Source organism: Saxibacter everestensis, assembly GCF_025787225.1.
Taxonomy (GTDB): Bacteria; Actinomycetota; Actinomycetes; order Actinomycetales; family Brevibacteriaceae; genus Saxibacter; species Saxibacter everestensis.
Map to the genome: position 1 here is coordinate 3,883,280 of NZ_CP090958.1, position 14,152 is coordinate 3,897,431.

A 14,152-nucleotide genomic window follows, 5' to 3' on the forward strand; every position below is an offset into this window, starting at 1 on the left:
CGGCTGGCAGCCGCGGACGGCGAGCCGCGGTGGCCCAGATTGCACACCACCTCGACCTGATCGGCACCGGACGCCGTACACCGACCGACGCGGAGAAGGCCGGGCTGGACGATTTCGCGGCGAAGCTCCCGCTCATCCTCGGCTGAGCGGTCGGGCTCGCTTGCCTAGTTCGTCACGCACATGGGGGGGACCTGCAGGGTGGGACCCCGAGCGAAGCACCACCCTGCAGCCCAGATGCTCCGGTTAACTTGCGACGTTATCGCCGGTGCCGCACGCCCACTTGGTAACGAGCGACACCAATGCCAGCAAACACACGGCCCCAAACACGGCCAGCCCCAGGATGGTCAATGGGGCCATGCTGCCTACTGAGTGACTGGCATCTGCAGCAGTGCCCGCGGAGTACATCTGTAACCCGAGGAGCACTGTCGCGGCGCCGCTGATCAGCAACCAGGAGAGGTGAAAGGCGTACGAGTTTGACGACAACCGGTCAAGCATGGAATCCTCCTCCTAGGGTTACCCGAAGCTAGCACGGTGCCCGGATAGCTCTCGCTACGCGCCACGCATCGATGCTGCGGCGTCTGCTGCAACCGTGAGAGCGTCGGTTGCCGGCGTCCCAAGTAAGTTGGCAAGGTCGGGGCTGTGGTTGTCGAGGAATCCGTGGCGGATGCCTGTGGCGATCGAGGCAAGCATCGGCGGTTGGAACGGCTGCAGAGTGTTGTCGGCTAGAAGGCGGCTGCGGTACTCGCTCAGGCTGATGGTGCGGTGCGAAACACCGAGCTGGGCAGCGACGTCGTCTGCGCTCATCGGGTCACCGACGAGTTCGTAAGTCCTTCCGGCATGAGAGGCGGGCGTTGCGGCGACGACTGCCGCGGCAGCAGCGAGATCCGCACGAGCAACCGCAGACAACGCGCCGGTGCCGAACGCTGATGCCAAACCGTCTGGGGTCCAGGAGAGGAGCGCGCCAAATAGCTCGGCATACAGTCCGTTGCGGAGAATCGTCCACTCAAGCCCACTGGCCTGTATTAGCCGCTCGGTGGCCCGATGAGCGAGAGCGAACCCAACATGGTCCCCGGCGCCGGTCAGGCTGGTGTAGATGATGTGAATCACTCCGTCGCGAACCGCGGCGTCAACAACCGCTCGGTGACGGGCGATGACCTGGTCGTCCTCGGCGTACCCGGCCGAAATCAGTACCAAGGTCGAAATGCCCTGGAAGTTCAGACTGGCGTGGTCGTCGAAGTCGAGATGACGGAGACCGCCTTCAGGGGCGCGGCTACCCCCGACGACTGCTACTCCTCGTGAGTTCAGCTCTTCCAGCGTGAGCGACGCCAGCTGCCCATTTGCCCCGGTCACCATGATCATTTGATCGAGTCTCCTTTGTGGTTCTCTTCAGTAACTATCATTGAGATCATGGACCAGCTGCAGACCCAGCCACAAGGAGGCAGTTTCGTGTTACCGACGCACGCCGATGTAACCGCTGGGGTAGCCGACCTGGACCCGTGCGGACAGCCGGGCCACCCTGACTGCGGGATCCGCGACGTTCTCGACCGGGTCGGAGACAAGTGGTCGGTCCTGGTCATCGTCGAACTTTCAAATGGTGCGCGCCGGTTCCGGGAACTCCAACGCGCCATCGACGGGATATCCCAACGAATGCTGACCCTGACGGTCCGACGACTCGAACGGGACGGACTGGTGATTCGGACCGTCTATCCGACCGTGCCGGCCCAGGTCGACTACCGACTTACCGAGACCGGGGCAAGCCTCACCCATCTCGTTAAGGCGCTGGCCGACTGGTCCCTCGTACACCGTGACGCCATCGCCGAGGCTCGTCACGCCTACGACACCGAGCATCCCGACAACGAGATCCGATGATCAAGGGCACTCAGATGACCCTGGTTGTCGCGGCGGCTTGTCTGGCACTGACGATGTCAGGCACGCAAGCAATGGACTCGGCGATCGGGAAGTCGTCCGGGCAGGAGACGCATGAATCAGAGTTGTCCCCAGAGCAAGAGTCAGCCGCAGAGAAAGCGGTAGCTGAATTCTTCGAGGCACAGAATGACTTTTGGACCGCCGACTACGACCTGCCCAAGACGCGGGCAAGGTCCACGTCTGTCTCACCAGCACCGGCACCGCCGGGCACCGAAGGACTGGACGACATCAAAAACTCATTCGCTGAAGAAGGGTTGCAGATACTGTCGGCCGCAACGACGACCAAATCAAATTTCTTTACTAATAGATCCGGTCAATGCGTGGTTGTCTCGGACGTCACAACAACCTGGCAAACCAAGGATGAAAGTTCCGGACTCCTGGAAGAATCCTCAGCGACAGAGACTCACGAGTCAGCTATCAGCCTTACCGGGGGAAGCGCTGAATCTCCCAAGGCAACTGTTATTTCCGATGAAGTAATCGATCCTGTCGGGGGCTTAGAAGACCCGGCCGAACAGGAAGAGTTGCCAGCTGATGAAGCACCATCTGATGATGACCGCAGAGGTAATTGACCCCTGTACAAGCTCAGTTCAAGCCGGGGCGGCCCGGAATGGAGATGGTGGCCGGCGGGACGAGATGCCAGGCACACGTCATCGGGAGGCGCGGGGCAGCGTGACCGCGGCGAGTGACAGGGCGACGACGGCGCAGCCGGCGACAATGCCGAGGTCGCGCCACATGGTGCCGGTCGGGTCGGCATGCCGACTTATTTCGCTCAACGCCTCCACCGAGTACGTCATCGGCAGGGCGTTCGCTATAGCCTCCAGCCAGTCGGCCATCTGATCGCGAGCGACCAATAAACCGCAGAGCAGGAACTGCGGCACAACGACGACCGGCATGAACTGAACGGCCTGGAATTCGGTGTGCGCGAATGCCGAACAGAGTAGGCCGAGCGACACACCGAGGACCGCGTTCACAACGGCGACCAGCACCACCAGCCACGGGCTTCCCTCCGTCGTCATGCCCAGCAGCCAATATGCGACGCCGCAGGTGAACGCTGCCTGCAGCACTGCCATCAGCGAGAATGCCAGCCCGTAGCCGAACAGCAGGTCGCCCTTGCCGAGCGGGGAGGCCAATAGTCGTTCCAGCGTGCCCGAGGTGCGCTCCCGGAGCATGGTGATCGAGGTGATCAGGAACATCACCACGAAGGGGAAGATACCGAGCAGGATCGGGCCGACCCGATCGAAAGTCGCCGGCTGGCCGGGCTGAAGCGTTTCGTTGTCGTAAAGGAAGCGGACGACGACCAGGAGGAATGACGGAACCACGACGATCATCGCTATGCTCCGGGGATCGTTGCGCAGCTGGGTCAGCACCCGGCGTGCCACGGCCAGCAGAATCCGGACGTGCATCAGCGGGCCTCCCTCTGGTCAGATCTACCGCTACCGGAAACCAACCGGAGGAATGCCTCGTCCATGTCGACAGTTCCGGTTCGGTCGGCCAGCTCCTCGGGACTCAGATTTGCCAACAGGGCGCCGTCGCGCAGCAGCAGCAGCGATTGGCAACGTTTGGCCTCGTCCATGACGTGGGAGGAGACCAGCAGTGCCATTCCGTCAGCCGCCAGCCGCTCGAATTCGTTCCAGAGCTCGAGTCGCAGCAGCGGATCGAGGCCAACGGTCGGCTCATCGAGAATCAGCACCTCCGGCTGTGCGACCAGCGCGCAGGCAAGCGAGACTCTGCTGCGTTGTCCTTCGGATAGCAGCGAGGTGCGCCGTGCCGCGTAATCCTGCAGTCCGACGGTGTTCAGCACATCGTCAACCGCCGACTTTCCGCATCCATAGATGGCGGCAAAGAACTCAACGTTCGAGCGGATGCTTAGGTCGCCGTACACGCTGGGAGCTTGCGATACATAGCCGACCCGATGCCGCAGTGGTGGACTGCCGGCGCTCTGCCCTAACACCAGGATGCGACCGGAACGAATCTTCTGCACCCCGATCACCGCACGCATCAGGGTTGTCTTGCCGCTGCCGGAGGGACCCAGTAGGCCGGTGATACTGCCGGCTGTGATCTCTGCGGTGACACCGGCCAGCACCGTCTTGTTGCCTCGGGTGACGACGAGGTCCAGAAGTTCGATTGCCGCGGTCATTGCTGCCCCAGGCTTTTCGTCAGCTCGATAATTCGACCGATTACTGATCAGGATAGACCGCGATCGCAGCCTTGGGGCCGGCGGCGGCGGCAGTCTTTTGAGCGTTCAGCCAGCCGTGCTGCCCCGGGAAGCGACCGTCGCATGCAATTCGCGAAGCCGCTCGAGGCTGTTCCGCAGCGCGGATTGGTAAATCCAGAGGTCTGCGCTGTGCGCTATCACCCGGTAGCCGAGACCGAGTGCCGTCTCGGCCATCCGGGTGGACGTGGTCAGGATGCCGAGGCCCTTGCCCTGGCCGAGCGCTGCATGGGCCACGGTGGTCAGCGCCTGGATGAATCTCTCGTCGTCGAACTGGCCGGGAATACCCAGACTGATGCTGAGATCCAGCGGGCCGACGAAAAGCACGTCGACGCCGTCAACCGCGGCGATTCCGGCGGCGTTGTGCACGCCCTGCTCGGATTCAATCTGGGCGATCAACAAACCGTCACGGTTCGCGGTCGAGATCTTGTCGTCGATGGCGCCCGCGATGTAGTCGTCATGCGCAATGCCGAACGCGGCCCCACGGGTACCTACTGGCGGATACTTGGCTGCCGACGCCAGCCGGGTTGCCTGCTCGGGGGTATTGACGAACGGCACCATCACGCCCTGCGCGCCGATGTCGAGTGCCCGGCTGATGAAACTCGGGTCGTGCCCCGGTACCCGGACCCAGCTTGCCAGCCCGGTATGCCGGGTTGTTGCGAGCAGGCCGGCAAGCGTCTCCCAGCTCCAGCCGGTGTGCTCGCCGTCGTAAAGCACGAAGTCCGCGCCGGCCCCATCGGTGAGCCGGCCGATGCCGTTGGTGGCGAACTCCATCACAAATGTGCCAAGGATGGGCTCGCCGGCCGCCAGCTTTTCGCGCACGGAGCGCCGTGCCTGTGGAGGTTCCGACATAACGGGCCTTTCGACGTCTAGTTGTATTTGGGCAGGCTAACTACCAGCGGCGCGCTTCTTGAAACTGGCGAACAGCACGTTCATGCTACGTGGCGTCGGTCATGAAGGGGAGCCGGGTGCGCCCCGTCTCCGGCGTGCGCTGGCCTCATGACGGTACCGCCGGAGGAGTCAGTGATGTGCCCTGCTCACCTCATCGGCGGATCGAGGTTAAAGCCGGTTCCCCTCGATATCCGACGCCGACTCCTCGGTCCGGCCACGCAGGATCCAGGCCAGCACCACGGTGATGACGACGACGATGAAGGTGCCCGCGGGGCTCAGGACGGGCAGCACCAGCAGCAGGCCGAAGGTGACGAACACCGCGGCCGCGACGGCGATGATGGTGATTCGCGGCTTCCGCAGCGACATCGAGATCTGCACCATCACCGCGCCGAGAATTGCCGGAAGGATGTAGAGCTTGGCGACGTCCACGATCGGTGTGGGAACCACGCTCACGATCCAGGTGCCGAGGATCCCGACAAACAGCAGGAGCGAGGTGATGTGTACGACGACGGCTCCGCAGATCGCCATCGTGGCCGCCAGTTCCCCTTTGCGGGTTCCTGGCATGACGTTGACCCTGGGATGACTTTGCGCGCCGATCGCAGCCGGAAGCAGCTTGTTGGAGATGTTGCCGATCAGGAATGCCTGGTACATGCCCGCCTGTCCGAGTACGGGGTAGTAGGTGATCGGCTCGACGAACCAGAACACGCCGTAGGCGCTGGCGACTGCGAGGAATGCCACCAGCAGCTCGCCGGTCGAAATGTTCAGACCGCCGAACAGCGCCAGATAGAGCGGACCGCCCACGGTCAGGACCAGGACGATGATCATGGTCAGCCTGCCCCAGCGGGCGGTGGTTCGGTCGAAGGCGGCCAGGCCGGGCGCCTCGGTAAGGTTGCTCATGTCAGTCCCCCTGACCTAGGCGCCGAGTCCGGCCGCGTGGGCGAAGTATGCGACGACGAGCCCGATCACGATGGAGAATCCCAGCGCCCATTCGTTCAGCCAGGGCTGGCCGAGCTTCTTTGCAACGAACAGCAGGATTGACATTGCGATGGCCGAGGCGATCACAGTGATGATGTGAACCGGCGTCTTCGCCAGCTCTCCGACCGTGAGGCTCGCGAAAGCGGCGAGGAGCGCTGCGGCGGGAACGATCGCCATCACCTGCGGATTGACCCGGCGAAGCTTGGAATCACCACGCTTGAGTAGCGGGGTGAGGATCAGAGTCGCAAGCATCCACATGGCACCGGAGAGGCCCATCGCGAAGAAGGCGATGACGAAGACTTTACTGGTGTAGCCCTCGCCGCCGAGTTCGGCGCCCTGAGTGCCGGCGGCGAGAGTGGCCGAGGCAACTTCGGTTGCCGCCGAGCCGATCACGCCGATCCGTACCAGGACTGGCGGTGTGCCGAACAGAGGCAGCAGGGCGACCGCGACCAGGACGATAGACAGCGACGGCCCGATCGCTGCGACGGCGCCCGACCGGAACGAGGTTCGCATTTGTTCTGGTGTCATGCCGGCGTCCGGTGCCGCCTTCTTAGCTGCCCGGAGGTAGATCACCGACTGGCCGGCGATCACAGCGAAGACAGCAAGTGCGATGAACCAGAGAAATGGGGTATTGGCTATCGCCGACACGTCGGCGGAGCCTTGCTGAGCCGATAGCGATGTCATCATTGACTCCGGTCGCGCGCTCGGGATCCGTTCCGAGTGAAGCTAACACACACTCCGCTCGGTGCACCAGAGCCGTGACGAAATTGCCGCCTACCGAATGGCCGGCAGCCTTACAACCAGCGGCGTTTTTTGAAACCGGCGTACAACAGCGCGCTACCGGTGATCATCAATCCGAGGGCCGCCGGGTAGCCCCACGGAAAGTCCAGCTCGGGCATGTGGGTGAAATTCATTCCGTAGATCGAGCCGACCAGCGATGGCGCGAACAGGATCGCTGCCCAGGCCGATATCTTCTTCATCTGCTCGTTCTGGTCCAGGCTCACCTCGTTCTGTCGTTGCCCGACCAGGGTCGCGTTCACTGTGAGCACGTCGGCCAGCAGATGGCGCAGACTGTCGATCCGCTCATTGACATGAGTCACATGGTCGTCGACGTCGCGCAGGTATCGCTGCAGTTCCTGATCGACCTGGTATTTCCGGAAGCCGGAGGACAGGTTGTCGAGCGTCGCACTCAACGGATTGGTGGCGCGTTGAAACTGGATCGCCTCACGGGAAAGCTCATAGATCCGCCGGGACACCGCAGGGTCCCCGTCGAAAACCTGAGTTTCGATTTCATCGACGTCGTTCTCCAGCCCGGCGATGACTGGCATATAGCCGTCGACCACGGCATCGAGGATGGCATACAGCACGGCCTCGGTGCCCAACGCCAGCAGCTTGGGATCCTGGTCTTCCATCCGGTGGCGCACGGTGGAAAGGTCCGGCGACGTACTGTGCCTGACAGTGATGACGAAGTTTCGGCCGACGAAGATGTGCAGCTCGCCGAACTCGACGGTTTCGGCATCGTCCAGATAGGTAGCGGCGCGAAGTACCAGGAACAGGGTGTCGCCGTAGCGCTCGATCTTCGGCCGCTGATGGGCGGCGACCGCGTCTTCGATGGCGAGCTGATGCAGGTCGAACTCCGCCGCGAGCGAGTTCAGCTCTGCGTGCGTCGGACGAAAGAGACCGATCCAGGCGAGTGCCCCTGGGCGGTCGTTGAGTTCGCGATACGTTTCGGCGAGGGAAACCGGCGAGCTCACCCGTTTCCCGTCGACGTAAATCGCGTTGTCGACGATGCTGCTTCCCTTGGACACGCGCCGGTTCGGGAACTCAGGCTCACTCATAGCTACTCCGATGCCTTTGCGAGGGTTTTGCCGCCCTGAGATTACCACCGGGATGGGACCGGCCGGGTCCAAGCAGCTTGCGCCAGATTCGGGGAGGCGGATTTGTCGTGTTCAGCTCCTGCCAGCCGATCTGATTCGGGGCATAATCGGTGGGAAGGCACGCAACTCGAGGATGAGAACTATGACTATTGACGTATTCAGTTCCGCGCGGGACATGCTGGACGCAGTGCGATCGCGCGACATCTCCGCCGTCGAGCTGCTTGAGCTGCACCGGCGGCAGATTGAATACGTCAATCCTAAGGTCAATGCGCTAGTGAGCATTGATTTCGAGCGAGCGCACGAGCAGGCGACGGCGGCCGATGCGGCTACCGAGCGTGGCGCGGCCGTCGGCAGACTGCACGGCTTGCCCTTTGGCTTCAAGGACACTCATGCCGTCGGGGGATGGCTCACCACATCGGGTTCGCCGATCTTTGCCGACCTGGTGCCCACCCGCAGCGACCTGCACGTTCAGCGGGTGCAGGATGCCGGTGCCATCACGGTCGCGAAAACGAACGTTCCGGAGTTCGCCGCCGGCTCGCACACTTTCAATCCGGTTTTCGGGCTGACCCGCAATCCCTATGACCCCGACAGGTCAGCCGGCGGCTCGAGCGGTGGTTCTGCCGTCGCGCTCGCCACCGGAATGCTGCCGCTGGCTGACGGAAGTGACATGGGCGGTTCGCTGCGCAATCCCGCGTCGTTCAACAACGTCGTCGGCTTCCGGCCCTCGCCGGGCCGGGTTCCCGTCTGGCCGAACCCGACCCCGTGGGACACACTGGCGGTTGCCGGCCCGATGGCGCGCACCGTGGATGATCTGTGCCTGTTACTTTCGGTTCTGGCCGGGCCGACATCGAAGACCGAGCTGGCTCGCGAGCTTCCGGGTGACACCTTTTCCCCGCTGCTGCCCCGGACACTGGCCGGCGCGCGCGTTGCCTTCGACATCGATCTTGGTGGTTCTTTTGCCGTCGACAACGATGTGCGCGCGGTAATTGAGGCACAGCGGTCCGTCTTCTCCGACGCCGGCGCCGTCGTCGAGGAAGCACATCCCCGGCTGGACGGCGCCGACGAGGTGTTCCGCGTCCTGCGTGCCTGGCTGTTCCAGCTGCGGCTCGGCGACCTGCTGGCGCGCCACCCGGGAAGAATGAAGGACTCGCTGGTGCAGAACATTCAGGCCGGCGTCGGTCTGACCGGGGAGCAGCTGGGCCGGGCGCTGACCAGCAAGGCCCGGATCTACCAGGTGATGGACCAGTTCTTCGAGAAGTTCGACCTGCTCGCCCTGCCGGTGTCACAGGTTCCGCCGTTCGACGCCGAGCTGGAGTTCCCGACCGAGATCAATGGACAGCAGATGGAAAGCTATCTGGACTGGATGCGCTCGGCGTACTTCATCACGGTGACCGGATGTCCCGCCATCTCGCTGCCCGCCGGTTTCACCGCGCAGGGTTGGCCGGTCGGCATCCAACTCGTCGCCGCTCCCGGGCAGGATCTGAAGCTGCTGCAACTAGCCCGCAGCTTCGAGCAAGCCAACCCGGCCGGGCAGCGACGTCCCCTGCTGGCTGTCTGAGTCAGGTTTCTTTTTCGAAACTCATTGTGTTCCGGGTCACATCGGTCTAGAGTCCACTTAACAAAGTGTTCAGTATTACTCAACCGAACGATCAGCCACGATGAACAGGACGTATGAGCGTGGATCTGTTGGATGACACGCTGGGTCAGCGGGTTCGAGCTGCACGACTGCTTCGAGACATGCCGCTCAGGAAGCTCGCCGCCAGCGCCGGCGTCAGTTCGAGCTTTCTCAGTCAGCTCGAGAACGATCTGTCCAGCGCGAGCATCTCCTCACTGAAGAAGATCGCTGAGTCGCTGGGAGTGACGACGGCGGAACTGATCGATGGCAGCACAAGCCACAGCAGGGGAGTGCTGCGCAGCATTGACCGGCCGCACTACCAGGCAGGCGATGGGGTTAACAAGTACCTGCTGACCCCACCGCCGTTGCGAAACCTCGAAGTGTATTTCGGCACCATCGATGCCGACGGTTCCACCGGTGACGAGCCGTATACCCACGGTAATTCCCAGGAGTTGTTCGTCTGCCTCAAAGGATCGGTATTGCTGCACCTCGGCCACGAACAGCACACGCTGTTGACCGGCGACAGCATCGAGTTCCTCAGCTCAAGTCCACACAAGGTCGTCAACGTCGGCAGTGACGTCGCCGAAGTGCTCTGGGTGTGCAGCCCACCAACCGACTAGTCCCGTTAATAGCCTAGTCCCGTTAGTAATCCAGTCCCGTTAATAACCCAGTCCCGTTAATAACCCAGTCCGGTTCAAAGTCCAATGGAGGAAGAATGTTGAGTCTCAATCTGCCACGGCGGGGACGCTCTGTCCGGTTGGCGCTGTTGGGCGCCGGGTCAGCAGTGCTGCTGGCCGCCTGCGGAGGCGGCGGTCCCGCCGAAATCGACCTTGGCGAAGGGCCCGCGAAAGCCGGCACGGTCAAGGCCGGAGCCCTGGACGGCGTCAATCTCACCTTTGTGTCCTATGGAGGCATCTATCAGGACGGGCAGATGGCGGCAGCTGGCACGCCGTTCGCCGAGGAGTCCGGTGCGAAAATTTTGCAGGACGGGCCTACTGAGTACGCCAAGATCAAGGCGCAGGTCGATTCCAATAACGTCACCTGGGACGTTGTGGACACCGACTCCAACTGGGCAGCCGGCCAATGCGGGAAGCTGCTCCAGAAGCTTGACTACTCGATCATCGACAAGTCAAAGGTGACCGAGGGGCTGGCAAGTGACTGCTACGTGCCGGCGATGCAGTATGCGAGTGTCGTGGTCGCCAACACTGAGAAGTTCGGTGACTCGGTCAAAACCTGGAAAGACTTCTTCGACACCGAGAAGTACCCCGGCAAGCGGGGCGTTCAGAGCGGAGACATCGGCGGCGGCATCCTGGAAGGCGCCCTGATTGCCGACGGTGTGGCGCCGGACGAGCTCTACCCACTCGATGTTGACCGGGCGCTGAAGAAACTCGAAACGATCAGGGACAGCATCGTCTACTGGACGACCGGAGCCCAGGCCCAGCAGATGCTGGAGTCGGGTGAGATCGATATGGGCGTGGTCTGGTCCGGTCGCGCGTACGGTGCGGTAGAAAACGGTGCTCCATACGCGCCGGCCTGGGAAACCGGTGTCGTGGTGATGGATGTGCTCACAGTGCCGACGAATGCGAAGAACCCTAAGGCGTCGATGGCATTCATCAACTACTACCTCGGCCAGAAACAACAGGAGAAGCTCACTGAGGAAACCTCGTATTCCCCGATCCACGTCGATGCGAAGCCCCAGGTCAACGCGGAAGGCCAGAAGTTCCTGCTGACCAATCCCGAGGTCGCAGACAAGGTCCTGACCTCGGACTTCACCTGGTGGGGCGAGAACTACGCTGAGACGCTCGAGAAGTTCACCGCCTGGGTATCCGGATGAGTCAGGCCCCACCGGTGGGGGCTCCTGAAGCTCAGGCGCCGCCGGCCAAGGTGCGGCCGGGCAGCAAGCCCGGCCGCACCGGCACCAACCCACTGCTTCTGCTCCTGCCGGCGCTCGCCCTGATCCTCGGGATTTTCGCCTATCCCTTGGCCGAGTCGATGTGGCGCAGTGTTTCAGATCCGCAGCTTGGAACCCAGAACTATGAATGGTTCTTCGGCTCGAGTGGAAACCTGGCCATTCTCGGACGAACGCTGTGGATCGCGCTGCTCTCAATGCTGATCTGTCTCGCCCTGGCGTACCCGTATGCCTACCTGATGGTCATCGCAGGACCCAAGGCTCGGGCGGCGCTTATCGTGATCGTGTTGATTCCGTTCTGGACCTCGCTGATGATTCGCAGCTTCGCCTGGATCGTGCTGCTGCAGGACAGCGGCTTGGTCAATTCGTTCCTCGGGATTATCGGCCTCGGGCCCTACAACCTGATCCGAAACACAACCGGGGTATTGATCGGGATGGTCCAGGTTCTGCTGCCGTTCATGGTTCTGCCGCTGTATTCCGTGATGAGCGGGGTCGATATGCGCCTGGTTCAGGCCGCGCAAAGTCTCGGGGCGCGGCCCGCGGTTGCCTTCTTGCGGGTGTTCGTTCCGCTATCGATGCCGGGTGTGGTTTCCGGGTGCCTCCTGGTCTTTATCCAGGCGCTCGGCTTCTACATCACCCCAGCGCTACTGGGCTCCCCCTCGGAAATGCTGATTTCGCAGTACATCTATATGCAGGTGAACCAGCAGCTGCAGTGGGGCAGAGGAGGCACGCTTGGCGTCGTACTGCTGGTTGCAACCCTGATCCTGCTCGGCGTACTCGGCCTGATGATGCGCCGCAGCCGAAGGCTGCTGGGAGACCGGGGGAAACTGTTGTGAAGCACAAAACAGCTACCCAGGCAACGCTGTGGACCTACTCGGTTCTGGTCGCCATCTGGCTGATCGCGCCAACCCTGATCGTCATTCCGTTGAGCTTCACCGACAAAGCGTCCCTGGTCTTCCCGCCGACCGGCTGGTCAACCAGGTGGTACGAAAAGTTCTTCACCGACCCCACCTGGATGACCGCCCTGGGCAATTCATTCACCGTCGCAGTCATCGTCGTCATCATCTCGACACTGATCGGAACCGCGGCGGCCCTCGGCCTGCACCGCTGGACCCGGCGGAACGCAGCCGCCGTGGTCCAGGCCGGATTGCTGGCACCCGTCGTCGTCCCGGCGATCATTCTTGCGATCGGCATCTATTCCATCTTCCTGAAGTTCCAGCTGCTCGGCACCGTCCTGGGTTTCGTCCTGGCGCATAGCGTCCTGGCAATGCCGTTCGTGGTGATTTCCGTGACGGCGGCCCTGGCCAACTTCGACGAACGGCTTGAGACGGCGGCGGCGAGCCTTGGCGCCGGCAAGTGGCCGACGTTCTTCAAAGTGACTCTGCCGCTGATCATCCCTGGTGTGGTGTCCGGTGCGCTATTCGCCTTCGTTACCTCGTTCGACGAAGTGGTGCTGTCGATCTTCATCAAGAGCCCGTACCTCGAAACTCTGCCGGTGAAGATGTACGGCAGCGTCACCCGGGACACCGATCCGACCATTGCCGCCGCCGCGACGATGATCATGCTGATCACAACCGTGATCATCGTCATTGGCCTGCTATCCATGAACAGGAAAAAACGTGTCCGTTAACCTTGCCGGAGCCGGTACCCGGATCGACATCCAGAACGTCACCAAGCGGTATCCCACGTCCATCGCCGTCGACGATATAACGCTGCGCATCGAACCGGGTGAGTTCATCACCTTGTTAGGCCCGTCCGGCAGCGGAAAGACCACGACGCTTAACCTGATCGCCGGGTTCACCGACCTTTCCGCAGGCAGCGTCGAAATCGACGGCGTGCGAGTTGATGACGTTCCGGCGCACAAGCGCGGACTCGGCGTGGTGTTTCAGCACTATGCGCTGTTCCCGCACATGTCGGTGGCGCAGAACCTCGCCTTTCCGCTGCAACAACGGAAGATCCCGAAGAGCACTCAGGCCGACCTGGTCAGGGCCGCGCTGGAGACGGTCGGGCTCAAGGGCTATGACGACAGATTCCCGCGGGAGCTTTCCGGTGGGCAGCAGCAGCGGGTCGCCTTTGCCCGCGCGATGGTGTTCAGTCCGCGGGCGCTCCTGATGGATGAACCGTTGGGCGCGCTGGACAAGAACCTGCGTGAACGACTTCAGCTGGAGATCAAACGGATCCATCAGGAGGTGGGCCGGACATTTGTTTTCGTCACGCACGACCAGGAAGAGGCCCTGATCCTTTCCGACCGGATCGCGATCTTCAACGAAGGCAGAATCGAGCAGGTCGGTGCCAGCGCCGAACTGTACGAAACGCCGACATCGTTGTTCGTCGCCGAGTTCATGGGCGAGTCCACGGTGCTCCGTGCCGACGTGAACGCGAACGGCCACGGCTGGTCGATGGACTTTGCCGGCACGACGATCGGCGGTACCCGCCCATCCCAGATACAGGGTCCCGGTGCGTTCGTGTTGCGGCCGGAGCAGCTCCGGGTGGCTGCCAATCAGCAGGAGGTGCCCTTCGGAGCGGACTCCGTGCCGGTGACCGTGGTGCAGAACATTTACCTCGGCTCAGGGCACAAGTACGAATTGCGATTGGCAGACGGCAGTACCGGAATCGTCCGCAGCCCGCGCGAAATGAGTGTCGACGTCAGACCAGGCGATGACGCTTTCGTGTACTGGGCGGGCGGCGACGGTGTCCTGCTGGAAGATACTCGAACACCGGCAATGGCATGAGCAAAGGAAGCGAAG

At 62.4% G+C, this 14,152-nt stretch carries 15 protein-coding genes; 8 read left to right on the forward strand and 7 right to left on the reverse strand.

From position 1 onward, the window contains the following. Positions 1–549: 549 nt before the first annotated feature. Complete coding sequence (locus tag LWF01_RS18360; RefSeq protein ID WP_349638815.1) at positions 550–1,359, reverse strand: NAD(P)H-binding protein; 810 nt, start codon at positions 1,357–1,359, stop codon at positions 550–552. Between the two features lie 48 nt (positions 1,360–1,407). Between LWF01_RS18360 and LWF01_RS18365 the strand changes: the two genes are divergently transcribed. Continuing rightward, positions 1,408–1,869, forward strand: coding sequence for a winged helix-turn-helix transcriptional regulator (locus LWF01_RS18365; RefSeq protein WP_349638816.1), 462 nt, complete (start codon positions 1,408–1,410; stop codon positions 1,867–1,869). After that, positions 1,866–2,495, forward strand: a complete 630-nt coding sequence (locus tag LWF01_RS18370; RefSeq protein ID WP_349638817.1) for a hypothetical protein — start codon at positions 1,866–1,868, stop codon at positions 2,493–2,495. Before LWF01_RS18365 ends, LWF01_RS18370 begins: the two co-directional genes overlap by 4 nt. A gap of 78 nt (positions 2,496–2,573) precedes the next feature. On the opposite strand, the gene LWF01_RS18375 is transcribed toward LWF01_RS18370, so the two are convergent. The 6 genes from LWF01_RS18375 to LWF01_RS18400 all read right to left on the reverse strand — a co-directional run bounded on the left by LWF01_RS18375 (position 2,574) and on the right by LWF01_RS18400 (position 7,842). Continuing rightward, positions 2,574–3,329 carry an ABC transporter permease gene (locus tag LWF01_RS18375; RefSeq protein ID WP_349638818.1) on the reverse strand — a complete coding sequence of 252 codons (756 nt, stop codon included), beginning with the start codon at positions 3,327–3,329 and terminating at the stop codon, positions 2,574–2,576. Then, the gene (locus LWF01_RS18380) at positions 3,329–4,063 is read right to left on the reverse strand and encodes an ABC transporter ATP-binding protein (protein ID WP_349638819.1); all 735 of its coding nucleotides are present in this window, start codon (positions 4,061–4,063) and stop codon (positions 3,329–3,331) included. The genes LWF01_RS18375 and LWF01_RS18380 overlap by 1 nt, the downstream gene beginning before the upstream one ends. A 105-nt stretch (positions 4,064–4,168) precedes the next feature. Beyond that, positions 4,169–4,990 carry an HpcH/HpaI aldolase family protein gene (locus LWF01_RS18385; RefSeq protein WP_349638820.1) on the reverse strand — a complete coding sequence of 274 codons (822 nt, stop codon included), beginning with the start codon at positions 4,988–4,990 and terminating at the stop codon, positions 4,169–4,171. A 207-nt stretch (positions 4,991–5,197) separates the two neighbouring features. After that, positions 5,198–5,926 (reverse strand): hypothetical protein, encoded by a 729-nt coding sequence (locus LWF01_RS18390; protein ID WP_349638821.1) that lies wholly within the window; start codon positions 5,924–5,926, stop codon positions 5,198–5,200. Between the two features lie 15 nt (positions 5,927–5,941). After that, positions 5,942–6,688: a DUF5058 family protein gene (locus LWF01_RS18395; protein WP_349638822.1), complete on the reverse strand. Its 747-nt coding sequence runs from the start codon at positions 6,686–6,688 to the stop codon at positions 5,942–5,944. Between the two features lie 110 nt (positions 6,689–6,798). Further along, complete coding sequence (locus LWF01_RS18400; RefSeq protein WP_349638823.1) at positions 6,799–7,842, reverse strand: magnesium and cobalt transport protein CorA; 1,044 nt, start codon at positions 7,840–7,842, stop codon at positions 6,799–6,801. A gap of 181 nt (positions 7,843–8,023) precedes the next feature. Here LWF01_RS18400 and LWF01_RS18405 point away from each other — a divergent pair, with 181 nt between their 5' ends. The 6 genes from LWF01_RS18405 to LWF01_RS18430 all read left to right on the forward strand — a co-directional run bounded on the left by LWF01_RS18405 (position 8,024) and on the right by LWF01_RS18430 (position 14,137). Next, positions 8,024–9,439 carry an amidase gene (locus LWF01_RS18405; RefSeq protein WP_349638824.1) on the forward strand — a complete coding sequence of 472 codons (1,416 nt, stop codon included), beginning with the start codon at positions 8,024–8,026 and terminating at the stop codon, positions 9,437–9,439. A 113-nt stretch (positions 9,440–9,552) separates the two neighbouring features. Continuing rightward, a complete protein-coding gene (locus LWF01_RS18410; RefSeq protein WP_349638825.1) occupies positions 9,553–10,116 on the forward strand; it encodes a helix-turn-helix domain-containing protein in 564 nt (187 codons plus the stop codon). 95 nt (positions 10,117–10,211) lie between these two features. Further along, positions 10,212–11,330, forward strand: coding sequence for an ABC transporter substrate-binding protein (locus LWF01_RS18415; protein WP_349638826.1), 1,119 nt, complete (start codon positions 10,212–10,214; stop codon positions 11,328–11,330). Beyond that, positions 11,327–12,241: an ABC transporter permease gene (locus LWF01_RS18420; protein ID WP_349638827.1), complete on the forward strand. Its 915-nt coding sequence runs from the start codon at positions 11,327–11,329 to the stop codon at positions 12,239–12,241. Before LWF01_RS18415 ends, LWF01_RS18420 begins: the two co-directional genes overlap by 4 nt. Beyond that, on the forward strand, positions 12,238–13,035 hold the full coding sequence (locus LWF01_RS18425) for an ABC transporter permease (protein WP_349638828.1): 798 nt from the start codon (positions 12,238–12,240) through the stop codon (positions 13,033–13,035). Before LWF01_RS18420 ends, LWF01_RS18425 begins: the two co-directional genes overlap by 4 nt. Then, complete coding sequence (locus tag LWF01_RS18430) at positions 13,025–14,137, forward strand: ABC transporter ATP-binding protein (RefSeq protein ID WP_349638829.1); 1,113 nt, start codon at positions 13,025–13,027, stop codon at positions 14,135–14,137. The genes LWF01_RS18425 and LWF01_RS18430 overlap by 11 nt, the downstream gene beginning before the upstream one ends. The last annotated feature ends 15 nt before the right edge of the window (positions 14,138–14,152 follow it).